A 20,651-nucleotide genomic window follows, 5' to 3' on the forward strand; every position below is an offset into this window, starting at 1 on the left:
GGTGCGCTGAGGGTGTGGGCCCGCTCAGTGCAGGTGCACCGGCAGGGATTCGATGCCGTAGACGATCGACAGCTTGCGGAAGGCGAGGTCCTGGGGCGGGACGGCGAGACGCATCCGGGGAAACCGCCGCGCCAGGGCCGGATAGGCGGAACGTAGTTCCATGCGTGCCAGTTCGGCGCCGATGCAGCGGTGGATTCCGTAGCCGAAGGCGAGATGACCCGAGGTGTTGCGGTGCGGGTCGAAGCGTCCGTCGTCCATGACGTACGTCGCATCACGGTTGGCACTGCTCAGTGAGCAGAGCACCATGTCGCCCCGGGGAATGACCACCCCAGCTATCTCTATGTCCTCACGGGCGAACCGAGGGAAGGCGAGCTGCACCGCGGAGAGGTAGCGCAGCACCTCCTCGACGAACGGTGCGGCCATTGCATCGTCCGTCCGTATTCGCTCGAAGACATCCGTGTTCTGGAGCAACACGAGGGAGCCGAGGGCGATCGTGCTGGCGGTCGTCTCGAACCCGCCGGTGAGCACGCCGTCGGCGAGGCCCGCGAGTTCCTCGTCGTCGACGCTGTCGCCGTGCTCCTTCACGATCATGCCGAGCAGTCCGTCGCCCGGTTCCTCGCGCTGCATCTTGACCACATTCCTGAAGTACGCCAGAGACTCCGACATGGCGCCGAAGGGCGCGGTCGTCCCACCGAAGAGGTCGAAGCGGTCCATGGCCAGCTTCTGGAAGTCCTGGCGGTCCTCGTAGGGAATGCCGAGCAGCTCACAGATGGTGAGGGAGGGGATCGGCAGCGCGAACTCCTGCACCAGATCGACCGGGCCCTGACGGGCTTCCATCGCGTCGAGGTGCTCCTCGATGATGGCATCGATCCTGGGGGTGAGGCGACGCAGCCGGCGCATCGTGAATTCCGGGGTGAGAATGCGGCGCAGCCGGGTGTGCACGGGAGGATCGTTGAACCCGAGCCCGCCGGGGCTCTGCTCCGCTGCGACTCCGGCGTTCGTGGCGAGGTGGGCGAAGTCGGTGCTGAACCCGTCGGCCGATCCGAGGACGGCTTTCGACTCCTCATAGCCGGTGACCACCCAGGCATCCATACCGAACGGCAGCGAGACCTTGGACACCGGCGACTGCGCCCGGCGCCCGGCCAGCTTGTCCACCGGGTCCAGGCCATCCCTGCGCAGCAGCATCAGCAGGTCTTCGGGCAGCAGCCTGATCGTGGAAGAACCGATCCCGTACTTCTGGATCCTGGACAGGTAGGTGCGCCCGAACCGGGCGGTGATACGAGAACGGAACGTCGTCCTCAACGTGCACTCCATTAGTCGTCGCGCTGTCCGCACACACGGTGCGGACATGAGAAGGCTTTGCAGTAGGCATGGACACGGACATTGGCCGACGCCAACACGGTTTGCGCCGAGAGACGTTGTGTCGCAGGGCAGGCACCGGAAGAGCGCTGATAGCACACGGTAGCTGAGCGGACGGAGTGGGCAGTCGGCATGTCTTCGAAGCGAGGACCTGCCGACCGCCGCTGCATGGCACCGGTGAAGGCAGCGCGCCGCCGACGGCGTCGGCCAGAAGTGTGCCGACCGTCTCGGCGGCGCAGGCGCGGTTGGCTCCGATGCCGCCCGAGGGCCCGCGCTCGATCCAGCCGACGACGTACGTCCCAGGCCGTCCCGTCACGCGACCGCCGTCGTACGGTACGGTGCCGGTCGCTTCATCGAAGGGCAGCCCCGCTACCGGCTCACCGCGGCAGCCGACTGCCCGCAGGAGCATGCCGGCCGGTATGTCCGGCTCGCCCGGACTTCCCGTCTCGCCCCCGCCGCCCGAACAACAGCTTGCTACACGCTGCGTCCAACAAGCGAGGGGGTGTTCGGCAGCCATCGGTCTCACAGAGCGGGCACGAGATGAGACGGCGGTCGGCCGGCGTCGAGTCGATCTGTCGATTCAAGGAGCCGCAGCACGACAAGCAGCACCGTTTCGCCGGAGAACCAGGACCGGCTCCACGAGCACGACGTCTCCCGACGCGGAAGCCGGCAGGGACGCGTAGCCCATGGAGCCGTCCGAGGCTCGAGACCACGTGGCCGTCTGCTCTGCCGTCGGCACGGCGGGCATCTGCAGGCCAAGAAGCCCACGCTCGCCACGGTGCCCGCGACCGGCCACGTCACACTGGTGTTCCCGTCACCGTACGAGCGAGGCGACCCGATGGCTTTGCAGTTCGGCGCCACCAGCCCCGAGCACCCCGCCCTCCTTCTTGAACTGCCCTGGCACCTGCCGCTCGAAGAGTGGACGGAGAAGCATCTGGTGACGCTGCCGCACGGTATCTCCCGCCACGTCGTGCGTCATGCCCGAGCGGGGGCCGACGTGGTGGCGGTCAAGGAGCTCGCCGAGCGGCCGGCGGTGCGCGAGTACGAGCTGCTGCGTACCCTCGCCCGGCTCGGGATACCCGCGGTGGACCCACTCGCGGTGGTTACCGGGCGCACCGGCAGCGACGGGGAACCGCTGGAGCCGGTGCTGATCACCCGTCACCTCAACGGGTCCCTGCCCTATCGCTCGATGTTCGAGACGAGAATGCGCCCGACCACGGTGCACCGGCTCATGGACGCACTCGCCGTACTGCTGGTCCGGCTGCACCTGGCGGGGTTCGCCTGGGGCTCCGGCTTTTTCGAGCCGAGGACCCTGCGCAGCGAGGGACCCAGGTTTTGCACGTCGTCCGCGTCGGGGTCCGCCGGATCGTCCGGAAAGGCATCGAAGAGGTGCTGCCCGATCAGGTCCTGCCTGCTCCGGCCGGCCGCCCGCAGATAGGCCTCGTTGACATCCACGATCACCAAGTCGGGGTCCAGCACGAGGTACGGACTGGGCGTGGCTGCGAACAATCCCCTCTAATCGATCCGGGGTGTCACGGGTTCCGTGCCGGCCTTCCGGTGCTCGAGGTGTTCTCGCCGATCCACGAAGCACGTGGCGTCCGCGCCCGCCCTGATCCGCCATCCGCTGCCGGTCGGGGAGGGCGCATTCAGCCGGTGGTGGCCGAGGGAGCGCCTGCGCAGCGCAGTGACATCGCCATCAGCTCGGCCACCAGATGATCGGCCGCGTCGCCGGTGGGAGCGGACAACGGGTCCACCAACACCTCTCCGATCGCGCCGGTCAGCGCGGCGGCCGTGACCTCGGGATCCTGTTGGGGGAACAATCCGGCGGCGACGCCCTCGCGAACCACATCGGTGAACACTGCGCGATAGCGGCGCCGGAATTCCGAACGGGCCTCACCCAGCGAGGGCTCGGCCGGGGCCGCGAGCAGGGCGTAGGCCAGTCCCGGATGTTGCAGGGCGCGGCGGGCGAAGACGCGGACTCCGCACGCGAGTCGTTCCGCCGCGTCGCCGCTGCCGTCCCGGAGCACTTCTCCGAGCACCTCGACCTCGCGTGCCGAGGCGCGCCGGAAGACTTCGACGGCCAGGGCACCCTTCGAGGGGAAGTGCTGGTAGACGGACCCGACCGACATTCCGGCAGCGGCGGCGACCGCGGTGACGGAGGCATTCGCCCAGCCCACGTCGGCGACGACGGATGTGGCGCACTGGATGAGGCGGTCCTTCGCGGCGGCGAGCCGGTCCTGCACTGCGGGGGTTTTGCGGTAGGCCATGAAAGAAGTGGACCATTGTTCGGATCTTTCTGTCACCCTCCCTGCCGCCTCGTGGCTCTCCTTCGGGAAGCGGCCCTGTACGAATGGGCCTCCGATGATGCATGCTCCGAACAGGGATTCATATCTTCGGTGCGGCAGCACCACCCTCACACTTCCGCATGCGATCAGGAGCCCGGAATGCACCTCAGTGCCATGCTGGACAGCGCGGTCCGCAAGGCCGGCGACAAGGAAGCCGTCGTCTACCGTGACCAGCGGTTGACCTATCGGGAGCTGGCCGCTGCTGTCCGGCGGGCCGCTCGTGTGCTGAGGGATGAGGGGCTGAAACCCGGTGACCGGCTGGCGGTGATGACGTACAACACGCCTGCCTTCCTCCTCGCCGCCTTCGGCGCCTGGCACGCCGGCGCCACCCTGGTGCCCGTCAATCACAAACTCCAGACCTCCGAGGTGGAGCGGCTCCTGAAGCACTGCGGCGCCCGGCTGGCCGTCGTGGACGAGGCCATCGGTGCCCGCGCAACCGACGCCGCGGCCGAGGTCCAATGGCTGATCAGCCGACCGGACGAAGAACGGGGAGCAGGAGAGTCCGACGTGCCTTCCTTCGAATCGCTGATCGAGCGGGCCGCGGAGTGGGACGGCGCCCGGACGACAGACACCGGCATCGCTCAGATCCTCTACACCTCCGGCACGTCCGGCAGGGCGAAGGGGTGCGTGCACACGCACCGCGGCATCGCCCTCACCGCCACCTACACCGCGGCGACCCTGCCGCTGCGACCCGACGAGCGCTTCCTGATCTGCATGCCGATCTGGCACGCATCGCCACTGAACAACTGGACGATGGGCACAGTCCTCATGGCCGGCACCGTGGTTCTCCAGCGTGAGTACGAACCCCGGGGAATGCTGGAGATCATGCAGAAGGAGCGGGTGACTTCGGTGTTCGGAGCCCCCGTCGCGTTTCTGGCACCGCTACGGGCGGTGCCGGACTTCAAGGAGTTCGACCTGCACTCCGTGCGGGCGTGGGTGTACGGCGGCGGTCCCCTGGACGCCGACTCCGCCCGCACGCTGATGAGCGCCTACCGGAGCACGAACTTCCACCAGGTCTATGGAATGAGCGAGATGGGCCCCGTCGGTTCCTCGCTGTCGCCCGCCGAACAGATCAGCAAGGCCGGTTCCATCGGCCGGGGCGGCATGCCCGGCGTCGACCTGCGCGTCGTCACCGTCGAGGGAAAGGACGCAGCTGCCGGCGAGACCGGTGAGATCTGGCTGCGTTCGGACACCCGCATGGTGGGATATCTGGACGACGAGGAAGCCACCGGGAGGGTCTTCTCAGGGGACTGGTACCGCACCGGCGACCTGGGCCGTATCGACACCGACGGGTTCGTGACCCTGGTGGACCGTATCCAGGACGTGATCACCACCGGTGGTGAGAACGTCGCCTCGCAGGAGGTGGAGGCGGTCCTGCGCGGACACCCGGACATCGTCGACGTCGCGGTCATCGGCCGGCCGCACCCGCAGTGGGGCGAGACCGTCGTCGCCGTCGTCGTACTGCGCGACGGTGCAGAACTGACCCTGGACGGCCTGCGCACCTGGATGACACCACTGATGGCCCGCTACAAGATCCCACGCGAACTCGTCCTGCGCACAGCTTTGCCGCGTACCCCCTCGGGCAAGGTGACCAAGCCAGTTCTGCGGGCCGACCTGGCACGCTCCTGAGCATGTGCGCAGCACGCACCGATGCCGTGGGGCGGCAAATCTCGGCGGGAGCCCCGTGGCCGCCATGCCCGGATTCCCGGTCGCCCCTGTCGGCGTCGTGGTACGCGGCACCCTCGCCGCCCCGGTTTCCCGGAGGGCGGGCGGATCAAGAGCGTGACGCTTCCTCGCAGCCTTGACCTGCACATCTTCGCCACCGGGCTCGGCTGACACGAGCACGGTACGGGGGCCGCGCGGGACTGAGTAGTCGCCGGGGCTGCCGTTCCGCGCGGCCGTGTCCGCCGGTGGCTCGCGGGGCGGGACGCGGGTCGCGGCGTTACGCTTCCGAGGGGCCGCACACCCTGCGAGTTGGCCGAACATTGCGTAGACTAATTAGGTGACTGAGGCATCTAGTGGGGGAGACCGGTAGGAACCCCTACGTCCTCATTGCGAGGCCCGCCATGGCAGACACCGAGACCGTCTCCTTCCCGCAGGACCGAACCTGCCCGTACCACCCGCCGACGGAGTACCGGCCACAGAACGACGGGCAAAGGCCGCTGTCTCCCGCCAGACTCTTCGACGGCCGCCGGGTGTGGCTGGTGACCGGGCATGCCGAGGCGCGTGCGCTGCTGGTCGACCGGCGACTGTCGGCCGACCGGGAGAACCCCGCGTTCCCGGTGTTCACCGAGCGGGTGGCCCGGAGCACCAGACGGCGTATCGAACTGATCGGCGTCGACGACCCCGAGCACAACGCGCAGCGCCGGATGCTGATCCCGAGCTTCTCCGTGAAGCGGACCGCCGCATTGCGGCCGAAGATCCAGGAGACCGTGGACCGGCTGCTGGACGCCATGATCGAGCAGGGCCCGCCCACCGATCTGGTGAGCGCCTTCGCGCTGCCCGTTCCTTCAATGGTGATCTGTGCGCTTCTCGGCGTTCCGTACGCCGACCACGAATTCTTCGAGTCCCAGTCGCGCAGGTTGCTGCGCGGTCCCGGGGCTGCGGATATCGAGGCCGCGCGGGCGGCGCTCGACGAGTACTTCCGGTCGCTGATCGAACGCAAGCGGTCCCACCCGGGCGAGGGATTGCTCGACGAGCTCATCACCCAGCAGCTCGACACCGGGGCCATCAGTCGCGACGAACTGGTCCAGCTGGCCGAGATCCTGCTGGTAGCGGGCCACGAGACGACCGCGAACATGATCTCGCTGGGTACGTTCACTCTTCTTCAGTATCCGGACCAGCTGGACCGGTTGCGCACGTCCGAGGATCTGATGCCCGCCGCGGTCGAGGAGTTGCTGCGATTCCTGTCCATCGCCGACGGCATCTCACGGGTGGCGACGGAGGACATCGAGCTGGGTGGGGTGACCATCCGGGCAGGTGAAGGTGTCGTACTGTCCACTTCGGTGATCAACCGGGACGAAGCCGCATACCCGGCGCCGGACGAACTGGACCTCGGCCGGGAGTCGCGCCACCATGTCGCCTTCGGCTTCGGGGTCCATCAGTGCCTCGGCCAGAATCTCGCGCGGGCCGAGCTGGAGATCGCACTGCGCACCCTCTTCGACCGACTGCCGGAGCTGAGGCTGGCGGCACCCGTCGACGAGATCCCGTTCAAGCCCGGCGACACGATCCAGGGCATGCTCGAACTGCCCGTGGCGTGGTGACCGGACCCCTCCTGGAAAGGATGCATTGGTGATGCGGATCAGTATCGACAGGGATGTGTGCATTGGTGCCGGCCAGTGCGCGCTGACCGCGCCGAAGGTCTTCACACAGGACGACGACGGCTTCAGCGAACTGCTGCCGGGTCACGAGGAGGATGTGGATGACCCGATGGTCAAGGAAGCCGCCCGCGTCTGCCCGGTGCAAGCGATCACGGTGGAATAAGGGAGCGGCGGAGCAGCCCGGCCAGGGCTGCTGAAGCCAGTCCCCTGCCGCAGTCCCCTGCCGCAGTCCCTGCCGCAGTTCCTGCCGCGCTCGGCGCGGCTCGTTCTGCGGGCCCGGGCGGCGGGGCTCACCCCACCCGCGGTTCGCCCGCGGGTGCGGCGCTGTCCTGCTCACGCGCGGGGGCCGCGCCCCGTGCGGGCCCCTCGTCGGCCGGGGCGTCCGCCACCGACGGCACCACCTGCGCAGCGGGAATCGAGCGGACCAGCAGACTGACCGCGCACGCCACCGTGGTCACTGTCATCACCAGGTACATGACCCGGTAGTCCAGCACCCCGATCAGCGCCGCGCCCGCCGTGAGCGACAGGGTCTGCGCTCCGTCCTTCGCGGTGTTGACCGTGGCGTTGACACGACCCTGCATCCGGGCCGGTGCGTACAGGTGCACCGCCGCGCCCAGCACCACGGCCACGAACGGCAGGCCCGCACCGATGAGTGTCGTCCCGACGAGGAAGAGCGCCACATCGCGTGAGATGCACAGCAGCAGCCCCAGCGCGACGAGCCCGTAGCCGACGCAGCTGGTACCGACGTCACCCAGACGCCGTATCACTGTCCCGGAGATCAGACCGCCGAGCGCTGAACCGGCGCCCTGGATGGACGCCATGACCCCGATGAACGCCGCCGGGCGGCCCAGGCCGTGATCGACGGCGGCGAAGGCCGCGGTCTCCAGCATGCCGATGCCGCCGAGGAAGACGACCATCGCCAGCGTCAACCGGAACAGCAGCGGTGTGCCGCGCAGATACCGCAGGCCGGCGGCGAGGGAGGTGCCGAAGGACTCCTCGACGGGATCCGGTTCCGACTCGACCACCTTGACCGAACCGATCAGCAGCGCGGCCGCGCTCAGCGTCAGCGCTCCCAGCACAGCCAGCGCGACGCCGCCGAAGGCCACGTACACCCCGGCTCCGGCCACCGGGGAGGCGATGCGCACGCCCTCCCTGGTGGCGATGAGGAGCGACCTGGCCTGGACGGCGTCGGACGACGGCAACAGGTCCTTCAGCAGCGCCTGGCGGGCGGGGGTGGAGACCAGCACCCCGTAGGCGAGGGCGACCACATAGATGATCCACAACTGGCCGGAGCCCCGGACGGCCAGCAGCGACAGTACGAGAACCGCCATGCCGCCGTACATCCTGACCAGCAGCGGCTTGCGATGCACCCGGTCCACAAGGTGCCCCAGCAAGGGCGCGGACAGGCCCGGCACGGTGAGTGCCAGCATGACCAGACCGGCGGCGGCGTTCGAGCCGGTGAGGTCCTTCGCCCAGATGGCGAGTGACAGAAACATGGCGCTGTCCCCGAAGCTGGAGACCGCCTCGCCGGCGAACATCCGACGGAACTGCGCATTGCGGCGAAGAAGCGCCCACACGGCTGACCTCCACTGCTGGCTGGGATACGACCGGGGAAGGCACCCGTGCGACGACGGGTTCCCTCCCCGGCCCTCGGTCGGTGAGCTCTCAGTTCTCGCCCATGGCCACCCGCAGGCTCCTGGGGCGCATGTCCGTCCAGACCGCGTCGATGTGGGCCAGGCACTCCTCGCGCCCGCCGCTGAAGTCCGTGCGGTGCCAGCCGGCCGGGAGCGGCCGCCCTTCGGCCCAGAGGCTGTACTGCTCCTCGTCGTTGTGGACCACGCTGTACCGGGTGCCGGTCGTCTGCTCGCTCATGAGTCCGCTGCCTTTCGTCACTGACGGTTGAATCGACTGGAAGGATCTGTTCGGGCGCACGAACGGTGACGGTGTGCGCGTGCCTTGCTCAGGGACGTCTCAGGCGCTCCTCGACGATCCGCCGCACCCCGTTGCGGTCGGTCTTCCCCGAGGCGTTGCGTGGCAGTTCGTCGAAGAACAACAGGCGTCCGGGCCGCATGTGGACCGGCAGGTCCCGCCGCAGGCGTTCGCGCAGCGCGGCCTCGGCGGGCCCCGGGCCGACGGGTTCGCCGTCCCCGGCCCGGCACACCACGGCGAGATGCAACTCGGCCCGCCCACGCAGCGCTTCGGTGAGCAGGGCGACCGCCTGCGAGATGCCTGGGGTGCGCTCGGCGACCGACTCGATCTCGCCCAGCTCGACCCGGTGTCCCCGGATCTTCACCTGGTCGTCGATCCGCCCGTGGAAGAAGAACTGCCCGTCGGCACCGATCCGCACCATGTCACCGGTCAGATAGGCACGGGAGCCGTCGGGACCGGTGGTGAAGGACCGGGCGGTGAGGCCGGGCTCACCGACGTAGCGGCGCGCCACGCCGACCCCGTAGAGGCAGAGTTCACCGACCTCACCCTCGGGCACGGGCTGCCGCGACCCGTCCAGCACCTGGGCGCGCAGACCGGTGATCGGTACGCCTATCGGCAACGGGTCCCGATAGGGGGGACGGACCTCGGTGCACAGGCCGCAGACGGTCGTCTCGGTGGGGCCGTACCCGTTCCACAAGGTACCGACGACCCCGTCCAACTCCTCGGCCAGCGCGGCGGGCAGCGCCTCCCCGGCGCTGACCAGGTGGGTGAAGGCCCGCGCACCGGCCAGAAAGGGAAGCAGCAGGCGCAGCTGACTGGGTGTGGCGTACGCGGCGCCGGGCTCCTGGGTGAGCAGCCATTTCGCGAAGAACTCCGGGTTGCGCGCACACCGCGACGGAGCGACGGCGATCGTGCCGCCGCTCGTCAGCGGCACCAGCATCTCCGGCACCGACATGTCGAAGACGATGCTGCTGTGCGCGAGCATCCGGTCGCCCGGCCCCAGCCCCATGGCGCCGGAGAAGTGGTCCAGCATGGTGAGCAGCCCGGTGTGCTCGATCTCCACCCCCTTGGGGAGCCCGGTGGAGCCCGAGGTGAACAGGATGTACGCGGCAGGCTCGCCCGGGTCCGGCGGGCCGGCGGTCCCGGTCGCCCGACCGGAGACCACGTCGGCGACGGCGGCGCGGACGATGCCGTCGGCGTACGGAAAGGGAACGGCCGCCTCGCAGCCCGCCTGTCGGACCTGGTGGCGGCGGCGTTCGGCCGGCGCGGCCGGATCGAGCGGCACCGCCACCGCGTCCAGCAACCAGGTCGCGAGCAGGGCGACCACGTAGTCGGTGCCGTACCCGCACTCGACGGCGACCCGCGTACCGGGGCGCACCCCGTCAGCCGACAGCCTGGCCGCACGGGCGCGGGCGGCGGACTCCAGTGCCGCGTAGCTCAGTTCGCCGCTCTCGTCGACGATCGCCACGGCGTCCGGCTGGACCTGAGCCCAGTGCAGGAAGCGGCCCAGAGAAGGAGCGGAGTTCACAGCCCGCCTCCCGTCAGCTCTTGCCGTACGAGGGTGGTGAGCCCGCGCAGGGTGGGATTCTCGAAGAAGTCGACCAGATCGATCGTGACGTCCAGCTCCTCGCCGAGGAGGGCCAGCAGCCGCATGGCTTTGATGGAATGTCCGCCCGCGTTAAGGAAGTTGTCCTCCGGCCGGGCGCTCCCGGTGCCGAGCACCTCCCGCCAGAGCGCGGTGACCGTGCCGTCGACCGGGTCGCCGTCCTGCGCCGGATCGGTGGATTCCGCAGGAGCGCAACCACCTGCCCCGGCCTCGGCCGACGCCGACAGGAGTGCCTCGCGGTCCGCTTTTCCATTGGCGGTGACGGGGATGCGGTCGACGACGATCACCGTCGGCAGCATGTACTGCGGCAGTTCGCTGCGCAGTCCGTCCCCGAGCACGGTGACGTCCAGGGCCGCCTGAGGCCCGTCCCCGGCGGTGTCCGGTGCCACGAAGGCGGTGATCTCGATGCCGTCGTCCGTCGGACGTGCGTGCACGACGGCGTCGGCCACCCCGTTCTGCCTCCGTACCGCCGCCTCGATCTCGGCGAGTTCGACGCGGTGGCCGCGCACCTTCACCTGGTCGTCGAGCCGCCCCACGTACTCGTACTGTTCACCGGGCAGGACCCGCACCTGGTCGCCCGTGCGGTAGAGCCGCTGTCCGGGACGCCCGGCGAACGGGTCGGGGACGAAGGCTGCGGCGGTCTGCGCGGGGGCGTCGAGGTAGCCGTGGGCGAGCCCTTCGCCGCCCACGTACAGTTCCCCGGTTCCGCCGGCCCCGACCCGCTGCCCGGATGCGTCGAGCACGTACGCCGTGCTGCGCGGGAGCGGGCGGCCGAGGGGGACCACGCCCTTGGCGAGATCCTCGGCGCTCACTTCGTGGGTGGTGCTGAACGTCGTGTTCTCGGTGGGGCCGTAGCCGTTCACCACAGTGGCGGGCGGGGCGGCCGCGAACAGCTTCCCCAGCCTGCGTGCATCGTGCTTCTCCCCGCCGAAGAGCAGCACCCGAAGATCCCGGAAGGCGTCCGGTGCGAAGTCCACCATCTGGTTGAGGAGCGTCACGGTGAGGAACATGACGGAGATGCGCTCGTCGGTGAGGAAGGAACGCATCCGCCGCGGTGACAGCAGGACGTCCCGGTCCGCGACGACGAGGGTGCCGCCGCCGGCCAGCGCTCCCCAGATCTCCAGCGTCGCCGCGTCGAAGGCGGGATTGGACACATGCGCGACCCGGTCGGCGGGGCCGAATGTCACGAAGTCCGCGTCCGGCACGAGTCGTACGACGGCACGGTGCGGCACCACCACCGCCTTGGGACGGCCGGTCGAGCCCGAGGTGCAGATCACGTAGGCAACGTCGGCGCCGGTCACCGCCGCCGGGGCCACCGGGGCCTCGCCGGTGACGAGCAGCTTCTCCAGCAGGTGGGCGGGCACCACATCCGCGAGCAGTTCGGCCGCCGCGTCGTCCGTGACGACGGCAGCCGTCGCCGCGGTCCGCACGATGTGCCGGGTGCGCTCGGCCGGCTGAGCGATGTCCACCGGCAGGTAGGCGGCGCCCGCGTACAGGATGCCGAGGCATGTGGTGACCGACGCGATGCCGCGCTCCATGGGCACGGCCACCACCGCGCCGCGGCCGATCCCGGCCGTCCGGAGCCCGGCGGCCAGCACGCTCGCCCGCCGGTCCAGCTCCCCGTACGTCAGCGTCGTCCGCCCGTGTCGCACCGCCACCGCGCCGGGGTGTTCCACGGCCCGGCGGTGCACCCTTTCGTGGATCGGTACGAACCCGTCGAGCGCGTCCGTACCGCACTCCGGCAGAGGGGCGTCCGGCTGTGCGAAGGCGTCGCCGACGGCCGCCACCATGCGTCGGTGCAGGGCGGCCGCCGCCTCGTCGGTGAACAGGTCCGTGGAGTACTCCAGTTCACAGACCGTTCCGCGACCGGTCCGCGTGACCAGCCACAGCACCTCGTACTTCGCGGTGCCCGTGCCGATTTGCTCACGCTCGGCGCTGTGACCGTCCCACCGCAGCCCGGACCGTGTGGTGTCCATGTAGGTGAGGGCGGTCTGAGCCAGCGGGGCCCGCGAACGGTCGGCGCCGGAGCGCACCTCCTCGACGAGCGTCTGGAACGGCACCTGCTGATGGGCCAGGGCACCGGTCACCACACGACGTACCAACCGCACCACATCACGGGCCGTGGCCCCAGGCCGGACGGTGAACCGCAGCGGCAGCGTGTCGACGAACATGCCGACCTCGCCCGCCTGGGCGGGACCCCGGGACGAGGCCGGCACGGCGAGCACCAGATCCCGGTCGCCCGTCACCGCGACCAGGCCGGTCACATAGGCTGCCACCCACGCCATGAACGGACTGAGCCGCTCCTCCTCGGCCGACGACAGGATCGTCGACACCTGCTCGTCCGTGAGCACGATGCGATGGGCGGAGCCCCCGACACCGGGCCGCACCGGACGGGGCAGATCGTGCGGCAGGGACAGCGCCCCGGGGCAGCCGGCGAGCATCGTCCGCCAGTGGTTCAGCGCCGCCCCGGCATCCCGGGGCCGTACGGACACCGCCTGCCGGCCGGCGGATTCCCGCTCCCACTTCGTGTCCTCTGAGCCCGAGCCGTCCTCGTAGAGACGCTGGAGCTGTGTTTCGAGGAGGTCCAGCGAGACCCCGTCACACACCAAGTGGTGCACGGTCAGGACCAGTTCACTGCCGGCGTCGCCCCGGTCCACGACGAGGGCCCGCAACAGCGGGGGTCGGCCGAGGTCGAACGGTGTGCGCACGTCGGTGTCGACGAGTTCGCGCACACTCCCGTCCGGCACGCCCCGCGCGTCCACCCACCGGCAGGCCACGGAGACCTTCCGCGCGGTCAGTGAGAGCGCGGGCTTCACGAAGCCGCGCCGCAGCGCCTCGTGCCGGGCCGCCAGCGTGTCGAGCGCGGCGCGCAGCCTGATGACGTCGAGACCGCCGGGGAAGCGGTAGCGGACGGCGAGATGGTAGACGGCGCTCCCCGGGTGGAGCTGTTCGGCGGTCCACAGCCGTTCCTCGGCGGGGGTCAGCTCCCTCGTCTCCGGCCCTCCCCCCTCGGGGCCTGCGCTCAACGCCGCCGACAGTGCGCCGAATTCCGGGTATTCGTAGAGGACGTCCAGTTCGAGCTCCTGGCCGGTGAGTTCGCGCAGCGAGATCGCCACCTCCACGGAGAGGACGGAGTCGCCGCCCTCGTCGAAGAAGTTGCAGTCGTCGCGGATGTCGTCCAGACCGAGGGCATCGCGCCAGATCGCGGCGACGGCCTCACGGAGCTCCGCCACGGAACGTGCCCCGGCGGGGGCGGGCCGCTCACTCATCGGTCGCACCTGCGGTCCCGGCGGCCGACGGCTGGTCACGGGTCACCAGCCAGTCGCCGATCGCCAGCGCGTCCAGCGTCGAGCGGGCATACGTGGCGACCGCGACGTCCGGCGTCCGCACGATCGGCTGGCCGCGCAGATTGAACGAAGTGTTGACCACCATCGGGATGCCCCGGTCGTCACCGATCCGGCGGATCAGGCTCCAGAACCTCGGGGCGCTCTCCCGGTCGACGGTCTGCACGCGGGCAGAGCCGTCGACATGTGTGATCGACGGCAGCTTGTCGCGGTACTCGGACCGCACCTGCGCCACGAACAGCATGTGACGGTACATCGACTCCTGCCCCGGCTCGATCTCGAAGTAGGTGGTCGCCTCCTCCGCCAGGACGGCCGGCGCGAACGGCCGGAACTCCTCACGCTGCTTCACGACGGTGTTCAGATGGGCACGCATACCGGGCGATGCCGGGTCCGCGAGGATGCTCCGGTTGCCCAGCGCACGCGGGCCGAATTCCATCCGCCCCTGGAACCAGGAGACGACCTTCCCCGCGCCGATCAGCGACGACACCTCGGCCAGCAGCTCGTCCTCGGACAGCTTCCGTACGGTGAACCCGGCACCCAGTCCACGCAGCTGCGCCTCGATGTCGGCGTCGTCGAACTCCTCGCCCCAGTACGGCATCGTCATCGGGGCCGGCGGCGCCGGTACGTGCTGCTGGAGCTGCCACAGAGCCGCGCCGAGGGCCGTACCGTCGTCCCCCGACGCCGGCTGCACGAACACCCGGTCGAACAGACCGCTGCGGGCGATCACACCGTTGGCCGTGCAGTTCAGCGCGACACCACCCGCCATGCACAGATTGCGGGAGCCGCCCGCGCCATCGGCCGTCTCGCGCAGGACATACAGCAGGCTCTCCTCCAGCTTGCGCTGAACGGTCGCCGCGACATCCATGTGCCGCTGGTCGAGCGGTGCCTCCGGATGCCGGGCCGGACCGAACAGCTCCTCCAGCCGCCGGATGGCCCCCCGGTGCGTCTCGCGCTCCGTCGGCGACTTGTCGTGCGCCAGGACGGGAACCAGCAGCCGTCCGCCCGGAGCCCTGCGCACCAGCTCGTCGGCCACACTCGCGTACCGGCTCGCATCCCCGTAGGGCGCCAGACCCATCACCTTGTACTCGTCCATACCCGGCAGGAACCCCAGGTACTGGGTGACGACGCTGTAGAGGATGCCCAGCGACGCGGATATGGAGTAGCTGCGCACACCGCGCAACGCGTCACCGCTGCCCCGCAGGACCGAGGTGGACTCGGCCTCGCCCATACCGTCGGCCACCAGAACCGTCGCGTCGGGGAACCCGCTCAGGTAGTAGCTGCTGGCGGCATGGGCGACATGGTGGCCCACCCGGACGAACTTGCGCTCCCAGTCCTGGTCCGGATAGTGCGCGCGCAACACCTCGTACTGCACCTCCTCGCTGTACACCTCCCGGTACCAGCGCCGGGCGAACTCGTCGCGCTCGAACGCGACGGACGGCTCGTACCGGAAGCCGTGCGCGACGAAGTCGACGTCGTCCAGCGTCACTCCGGCCATCCGCAGGCACGCCTCGACCGCGTCGACGGGGAACGCGCCCGTGCCCTTCACCCCGTCGTGCCGCTCCTGCGCAGAGGCGGAGATCACGCCCTGTTCCCCGACCAGGGCCGCGGCCGAGTCGAGGCCCTGCACCACACGCTGTTCCCGCCAGTCCAGACCGGGCAGCATGTTCTTCTTGACGGACAACGATCGGTCGAGTCCGCTGACACCGAGCACCAGCACGTCGAGTTCCTTTCGAAAGGGTCCAGCCGGATTCGGATGTGTACGGCGGATCAGGACCGGCCGGACACGCCCCCGTCGGTCTGATCGGTCGGATCGTCCGGGCCGGCGAACACCTTGGCCACGTCCCCGATCCAGGGCTCCCGCATGAGCTGGTAGTGGTCGCCGTCGGCGTACGAGACACGCAGCGTCCCGGCGAACCGCTCCCATCCGGTGACCGCGGCACGCACGGCCGCCTCTTCACCCCGGCGGGACACCACGAGGTGCACGGGGCCCGGGTAGGGGGAGGGCCGGTGTCCGGCCAGGCCGGACAGCATCCCCTGCCAGAACTGCATGAGTGACGCGGTGACGGGCCCGTTCAGCTCCGCCAGTGCCTCCGCGTCCACGCCGAGCAGCCGCAGCACGTCGTCGATGGCGTGCTCCGCCAGGAGCCGGCGCGGTCCCAGCCGTGCCACATCGGTACGCAGCCGCTCCAGCGCCGCCGCGTCCGCCGCCGTGTCCGGCCCCTGCTGGGGAGCGGCGTCGATGATGACGACACGATCGGCCACGACGCCCCGGTCCGTCAGCCGTGAGGCGACCTCGTGCGCCAGCACACCGCCGGCCGACCAGCCCGCGATCACGGGCCGTCGCCCCCGGAGCAGGGGCGCCAGTTCACGGGCGTAACCCGACGCCAGCGATGCGAAGTCCGCCGTGTCCCCGCCGCCCATCAGGTCCCCCTGGACCCCCAGGACCTCGAAGGACCCCGAGATCCGGGCCGTCAGATCCCGGTAGCAGAAGAGTGTGCCGCCGAGCGGATGCACCAGCACCAGCGGCTGGAGCCCGGGAGAGCCGCCGAGGCCGATGACGCTGCGCGGGCCGCCGCTTCGGCCCCTGCCCTCCCGCGTGTGCCGGGCGTCGTCGAGGTACGCCGCCTGACCCGCCAGCGTGGGAGTGCTGTACAGCTGCGGCAGCGGAACCGTGGTGCCGAAAGCGGCGCCCAGCTCACCCGCGAGCCGTACGGCCAGCAGACTGTGCCCACCGATCGCGAAGAAGTCGTCCTGCCGGCCGGCACGAAGGCCGAGGAGCCTGTGCCACACCTCGGCGACGCGCCGCTCCGTCCGGGAGAACGCCGACTCCGCCGCGCCACGGCCCGGTTCGCCCGGGCCCCTGATTCCTTCAGACGTTCCGATTCCTTCGGGACCCGAGCCGGGGCCGGCGGTCAGCAGGGCGCCACGGTCCAGCTTTCCGGCCGGGGTGAGCGGCAACGCGTCGACCACGACGAAGTGCGCCGGAACCGCTGCCGATGACAGCCGCGAGGCGGCATGCCGTCGCAGTTCCCGCTGGTCCGGGGCGCCGCCCTGGGCCGGTACGACGTTCGCCAGCAGCCCCTCGTGGTCCGGATGGCGGCCGACGATCGCGCCGGCCACGCCCGGATGGGCGCGCAACACGGCCTCGACCTCCTCCGGCTCGACGCGCTCGCCGAGCACCTTCAGCTGGTGATCCACCCGCCCCAGGAACTCAAGATCGCCGGAGTCGGTGAGACGGCCGACATCACCCGTACGGTAGAGACGACTGCCCGCTGGGCCCCAGGGGTCCGGCACGAAACGCTCGGCCGTGACCCCGGGCCGGCCGAGGTAGCCCCGGCCCACCCCGGCGCCGCCGACGCAGATCTCACCCGCGGTGCCGGGCGGCACCTCACGCCCTGCGGCGTCCAGAAGATGGATCCGGGTGTTGGCGCAGGGCCGGCCGATGACGGGCCCGCCGTCACCTGTCACCTGTGCCACGGTCGCCTCGACCGTCGCCTCCGCCGGCCCGTAACTGTTGAACGCCCGCACGCCGGACCGCTCGCCCAGCGCCGCCCACAGATCGGGTGGGCACGCCTCGCCGCCGAAGACGAGCAGCTTGGGTGGCCACGGCGCTTCCAACAGTCCGTGCTCGACCAGAAGTTGAAGCTGGACAGTGGTCGTGTCGATGACGTCCACGGCCCGCTCGCGATCACGTGCGCGGGCGACGAGATGCCCAGGGTCACGCCGCTGCTCCTTGCTCAGCACACACAGCGTGTGACCGTCGAGCACCAGGAGAACCTGGGCCAGCAGGAAGTCGGAGATGTACGCCGATGTACCGGTCACCACCCGCAGCGGCTTCTCGGCGCCCAGCGAACGGGTGCGTGCCAGCGGCGTCCCCACCGCGTAGGCGGCAAGGCTGCCGTGCTCGATCATGACGCCCTTGGGACCGCCGGTGGTGCCGGACGTGAACATCACATAGGCCAGGTCGCGGGCGCTCACGGACGGCAGCGCGGCACTGTCCGGGCCGTCCCCGGACCGGGTACCGGTCTCCTCCTGCCCTGCGTCGTGCGTGACGGCCGAAAGATCGAACAGTCGGTGACCGTTCGGGGCGGCCTCCGGATCGTCGGTGATCAGCACAACGGGCCGGGCCTGATCCAGCATCGAGCGCAGGCGGTGTTCCGGCAGCCCGGGATCGAGCGGGACGAACGCGGCCCCCGCCTTCCACACCGCCCAGAAGGTGGTCAGCGCGGCCGATCCGGGCCGCAGGAAGATGCCGACGAGATCGCCGTGACGTACCCCGTCCCGACGCAGCCGCCGGGCGAGGCGATCGCTGTCCGCGTCCAGCCGGGCGAAGCTGATCCGTGTCTCGCCGTCCTCGATCGCGAGCGAGTCCGGGGTACGGGCGGCCTGCCGCCGCAGCAGCTCGTGCACCGGAACCCTGCCGGCCGCCCGGGCGTCCGTCGTGTAGTTCAGCATGTCGAGCAGCGCCTGCTCGGCCTCGCTCAGCAACGGCGCCCCGTACGCGTCTGCTCCGATGTCCGCCGCCACCGCTTCCAGCGCCCGCAGGTGGTAGTCGCGCAGCCGGGTGACCTGGTCGGCCGACAGCTCCGCGGTGTCGTACTCCAGCTCCAGCCACATCCCGCCGAGCACCGATTCCCGGCTGAGCGTGACGCTGAACGGGAAGCTCGTGGGGGCCACGCCAGGGACGTCGTTGCCCGGTCCCTCCTTGGCCAGCGCACCCGCCTCGGCGAGCGCACCGAACTGCGGAAAACTGTTGTAGGTGAAGTTGACCTCGAAGAGTGGTGCACCACCCAGCTCGCGCCGGAGCGCGGCCATCGGATACCTGCGGTGCGGCAGCATCTCGCGCTCGGCGTCGAACACGGCCCGCGCCAGATCGGCCCAACTGCCCTCCGGCAGACGGAGCCGGAACGGCACGGTGTTGAGGAAGAGCCCCCGCACCTCGGCCCCGTCGGTCTCCTCCAGCCGCCCATTGGCCGTCAGCCCGGTGATGATATCCGGGCTCCCCGTCGCCAGGCTCAACGCACGCAGATGGGCGGCCAACAGCACTGCCTTGAGCGGAACACCGGCCTGCGCGGCACCGTGCTCCAGCGCGGCGAGGAGCTGCGGGGGCAGATGCGTGGCGACGCTGCGGTAACCCGGCTCTTCGGACAGCACGGCCGAATCGCGCGGGAGGCGGGTGTCGGGGCGGTCGGTGAGGAGGTTGTGCCAGTAGGTGGTGTGTTCGGGGTTGGTGAGTGCGTTGTGTTCGGCTGCGATGTAGTCGCGGTAGGTGGAGCGGAGGGGCGGGAGTGATGGAGTGCTGCCGTCGAGGAGGGTGTGGTAGGTGTCGATGATTTCGGCGAGGGTGGAGGCGAGGCTCCAGCCGTCGAGGATGGCGTGGTGGTCGGTGACGGTCCACTGGAAGGCGTCGTCGGACAGCACATGGACCGTCATCCGGCACAACGGCGCCGCACCGATGTCGAACACCTTCGCCCGCTCGGTTCGGACGCACTCCCGTAGAGCCGTGCGCTGCGCGTCGTCCCCCAGACCTCGCAGATCCAGCACCGTCAGCTGCACATCGGCGTCCGTGTGCACCAGTTGGAGCGGCTTGCTGTACCCGGCCGGCGCCAATGACGTACGCAGAATGGGATGCCGCTTCACCACCAGCGCGAGAGCCCGCCGGAAGACCGGAGCGTCGAACGGGCCGGCGACCGGAAGGTTCTCGACGTTCAGATAGGGGTTGCGGTCGGGGTCGCGTTGCATTTCGTAGACCATGCCGACTTGGAGTTCGGCCATGGGATAGGCGTCGTCGAGGTGGCCGGGGAGTTGGTTGCGGTCGTGGGGTGTGAGGAGGGAGAAGGGCTGGGTGGTGGTGGGCGGTGTGGTGGTGGGTTGTGTTGTGGCTGTGGTGGTGGCGAGGTCGGCGAGTGTGGGGTGGTGGAAGAGGTCTTGGAGGTGGAAGGTGAGTCCGTTGTCGCGGGCTCGGCCGAGTATCTGGATGCTGCGGATGGAGTCGCCGCCGAGGTCGAAGAAGTTGTCGTGCCGGCCGATGCGGTCGACGCCGAGAACGTGGCTCCAGATCCCCGCGAGCAGCTCCTCCGCCCCGGGCAGCGGAGCGGTGAACGCGGATGCCAGTTCAGGGCGTTCGCTCGTCGGAGCGGGCAGAGCCCGGTGGTTGAGCTTGCCCTGCGGAGTGAGCGGGAGGGCGTCGAGGAGGACGAAGTTCCTCGGGATCATGTAGTCGGGGAGATGTCCGGCGAGGGCGTCGCGGAGCTCGCTGGTGGTGGGCCGGTCGATGTCCGGTCCCGGCACGAGATAGGCCACCAGATCCGTACGGTCCTCAAGATCGTCCCGGACGACGACAACGGCCTGCAGGACCGAGTCCAGCCGGGCCAACTGGTCCTCGATCTCTCCCAGTTCGATGCGGTAGCCGCGGATCTTGACCTGTGCGTCGGCCCGGCCGAGGTACTCCAGTTCGCCGCCGGTCGTCCAGCGGGCGAGGTCCCCACTGCGGTAGAGCCGGGCACCGGGGGTCGGCGTCAGGTGATCCGGTACGAATCGTTGTGCGGTGAGGGCGGGTTGACCGGTGTAGCCACGTGCCAGGCCCGCGCCGCCGATGTGGAGTTCTCCGACCACACCGATCGGGGTGGGGTTCCCGTACGGGTCGAGGACATGGAGTCGGAGGTCCGGGAGGGCCCGCCCGATCCTGGTGGTGCCGTTGTCCAGTTGGTGTTCGTCGATGTCGTTGGTGGTGACGTGGACGGTGGTT

Annotated in this window: 12 protein-coding genes and 2 pseudogenes; 4 read left to right on the forward strand and 10 right to left on the reverse strand. The window is 70.0% G+C overall.

Annotation, left to right across the window (positions count from 1 at the left end; all coding sequences use genetic code 11):
* Positions 1-24: 24 nt before the first annotated feature.
* Both ACIPEK_RS16815 and ACIPEK_RS16820 read right to left on the reverse strand, forming a co-directional pair.
* The gene (locus ACIPEK_RS16815) at positions 25-1,314 is read right to left on the reverse strand and encodes a cytochrome P450 (RefSeq protein ID WP_401996346.1); all 1,290 of its coding nucleotides are present in this window, start codon (positions 1,312-1,314) and stop codon (positions 25-27) included.
* Positions 1,315-1,531: 217 nt separating this feature from the next.
* Positions 1,532-1,801 (reverse strand): annotated as a pseudogene (locus ACIPEK_RS16820) (ferredoxin-NADP reductase); the annotation flags it as partial.
* A 396-nt stretch (positions 1,802-2,197) separates the two neighbouring features.
* On the opposite strand from ACIPEK_RS16820, the pseudogene ACIPEK_RS16825 reads away from it, so the two are divergent.
* A pseudogene (locus ACIPEK_RS16825) lies at positions 2,198-2,647 on the forward strand (phosphotransferase); the annotation flags it as partial.
* Here the strand turns inward: ACIPEK_RS16825 and ACIPEK_RS16830 are convergent.
* Complete coding sequence (locus tag ACIPEK_RS16830; RefSeq protein WP_401996410.1) at positions 2,539-2,838, reverse strand: PAS domain-containing protein; 300 nt, start codon at positions 2,836-2,838, stop codon at positions 2,539-2,541. The pseudogene ACIPEK_RS16825 and the gene ACIPEK_RS16830 overlap by 109 nt on opposite strands.
* Positions 2,839-3,005: 167 nt before the next feature.
* Positions 3,006-3,626: a TetR/AcrR family transcriptional regulator gene (locus ACIPEK_RS16835; RefSeq protein ID WP_401996349.1), complete on the reverse strand. Its 621-nt coding sequence runs from the start codon at positions 3,624-3,626 to the stop codon at positions 3,006-3,008.
* A gap of 177 nt (positions 3,627-3,803) precedes the next feature.
* Between ACIPEK_RS16835 and ACIPEK_RS16840 the strand changes: the two genes are divergently transcribed.
* The 3 genes from ACIPEK_RS16840 to ACIPEK_RS16850 all read left to right on the forward strand — a co-directional run bounded on the left by ACIPEK_RS16840 (position 3,804) and on the right by ACIPEK_RS16850 (position 7,187).
* The gene (locus ACIPEK_RS16840) at positions 3,804-5,333 is read left to right on the forward strand and encodes a class I adenylate-forming enzyme family protein (RefSeq protein WP_401996352.1); all 1,530 of its coding nucleotides are present in this window, start codon (positions 3,804-3,806) and stop codon (positions 5,331-5,333) included.
* Positions 5,334-5,770: 437 nt separating this feature from the next.
* Positions 5,771-6,967 carry a cytochrome P450 gene (locus ACIPEK_RS16845; protein ID WP_401996355.1) on the forward strand — a complete coding sequence of 399 codons (1,197 nt, stop codon included), beginning with the start codon at positions 5,771-5,773 and terminating at the stop codon, positions 6,965-6,967.
* Positions 6,968-6,998: 31 nt separating this feature from the next.
* On the forward strand, positions 6,999-7,187 hold the full coding sequence (locus tag ACIPEK_RS16850) for a ferredoxin (RefSeq protein ID WP_093897037.1): 189 nt from the start codon (positions 6,999-7,001) through the stop codon (positions 7,185-7,187).
* 127 nt (positions 7,188-7,314) lie between these two features.
* Here the strand turns inward: ACIPEK_RS16850 and ACIPEK_RS16855 are convergent, their stop codons facing one another.
* The 6 genes from ACIPEK_RS16855 to ACIPEK_RS16880 all read right to left on the reverse strand — a co-directional run.
* Positions 7,315-8,601, reverse strand: coding sequence for an MFS transporter (locus ACIPEK_RS16855; RefSeq protein ID WP_401996358.1), 1,287 nt, complete (start codon positions 8,599-8,601; stop codon positions 7,315-7,317).
* An 88-nt stretch (positions 8,602-8,689) separates the two neighbouring features.
* A complete protein-coding gene (locus ACIPEK_RS16860) occupies positions 8,690-8,896 on the reverse strand; it encodes an MbtH family NRPS accessory protein (protein ID WP_093897039.1) in 207 nt (68 codons plus the stop codon).
* Between the two features lie 88 nt (positions 8,897-8,984).
* Complete coding sequence (locus ACIPEK_RS16865; protein ID WP_401996361.1) at positions 8,985-10,481, reverse strand: amino acid adenylation domain-containing protein; 1,497 nt, start codon at positions 10,479-10,481, stop codon at positions 8,985-8,987.
* Positions 10,478-13,828 carry an amino acid adenylation domain-containing protein gene (locus tag ACIPEK_RS16870; protein WP_401996364.1) on the reverse strand — a complete coding sequence of 1,117 codons (3,351 nt, stop codon included), beginning with the start codon at positions 13,826-13,828 and terminating at the stop codon, positions 10,478-10,480. Before ACIPEK_RS16870 ends, ACIPEK_RS16865 begins: the two co-directional genes overlap by 4 nt.
* The gene (locus tag ACIPEK_RS16875) at positions 13,821-15,620 is read right to left on the reverse strand and encodes a carbamoyltransferase (protein ID WP_401996367.1); all 1,800 of its coding nucleotides are present in this window, start codon (positions 15,618-15,620) and stop codon (positions 13,821-13,823) included. Before ACIPEK_RS16875 ends, ACIPEK_RS16870 begins: the two co-directional genes overlap by 8 nt.
* Positions 15,621-15,670: 50 nt before the next feature.
* Positions 15,671-20,651: amino acid adenylation domain-containing protein (locus ACIPEK_RS16880; protein ID WP_401996370.1), on the reverse strand; the 4,981-nt coding region annotated here is incomplete at its 5' end.

Source organism: Streptomyces sp. NPDC088246 (assembly GCF_044741025.1).
Taxonomy (GTDB): Bacteria; Actinomycetota; Actinomycetes; order Streptomycetales; family Streptomycetaceae; genus Streptomyces.

Bases quoted from the DNA above. Each gene is read 5' to 3' on its own strand.
- ACIPEK_RS16835 (WP_401996349.1), bottom strand. From the start codon at position 3,626: ATGGCCTACCGCAAAACCCCCGCAGTGCAGGACCGGCTCGCCGCCGCG.
- ACIPEK_RS16870 (WP_401996364.1), bottom strand. From the start codon at position 13,828: ATGAGTGAGCGGCCCGCCCCCGCCGGGGCACGTTCCGTGGCGGAGCTC.
- ACIPEK_RS16815 (WP_401996346.1), bottom strand. From the start codon at position 1,314: ATGGAGTGCACGTTGAGGACGACGTTCCGTTCTCGTATCACCGCCCGG.
- ACIPEK_RS16840 (WP_401996352.1), top strand. From the start codon at position 3,804: ATGCACCTCAGTGCCATGCTGGACAGCGCGGTCCGCAAGGCCGGCGAC.
- ACIPEK_RS16860 (WP_093897039.1), bottom strand. From the start codon at position 8,896: ATGAGCGAGCAGACGACCGGCACCCGGTACAGCGTGGTCCACAACGAC.
- ACIPEK_RS16845 (WP_401996355.1), top strand. From the start codon at position 5,771: ATGGCAGACACCGAGACCGTCTCCTTCCCGCAGGACCGAACCTGCCCG.
- ACIPEK_RS16850 (WP_093897037.1), top strand. From the start codon at position 6,999: ATGCGGATCAGTATCGACAGGGATGTGTGCATTGGTGCCGGCCAGTGC.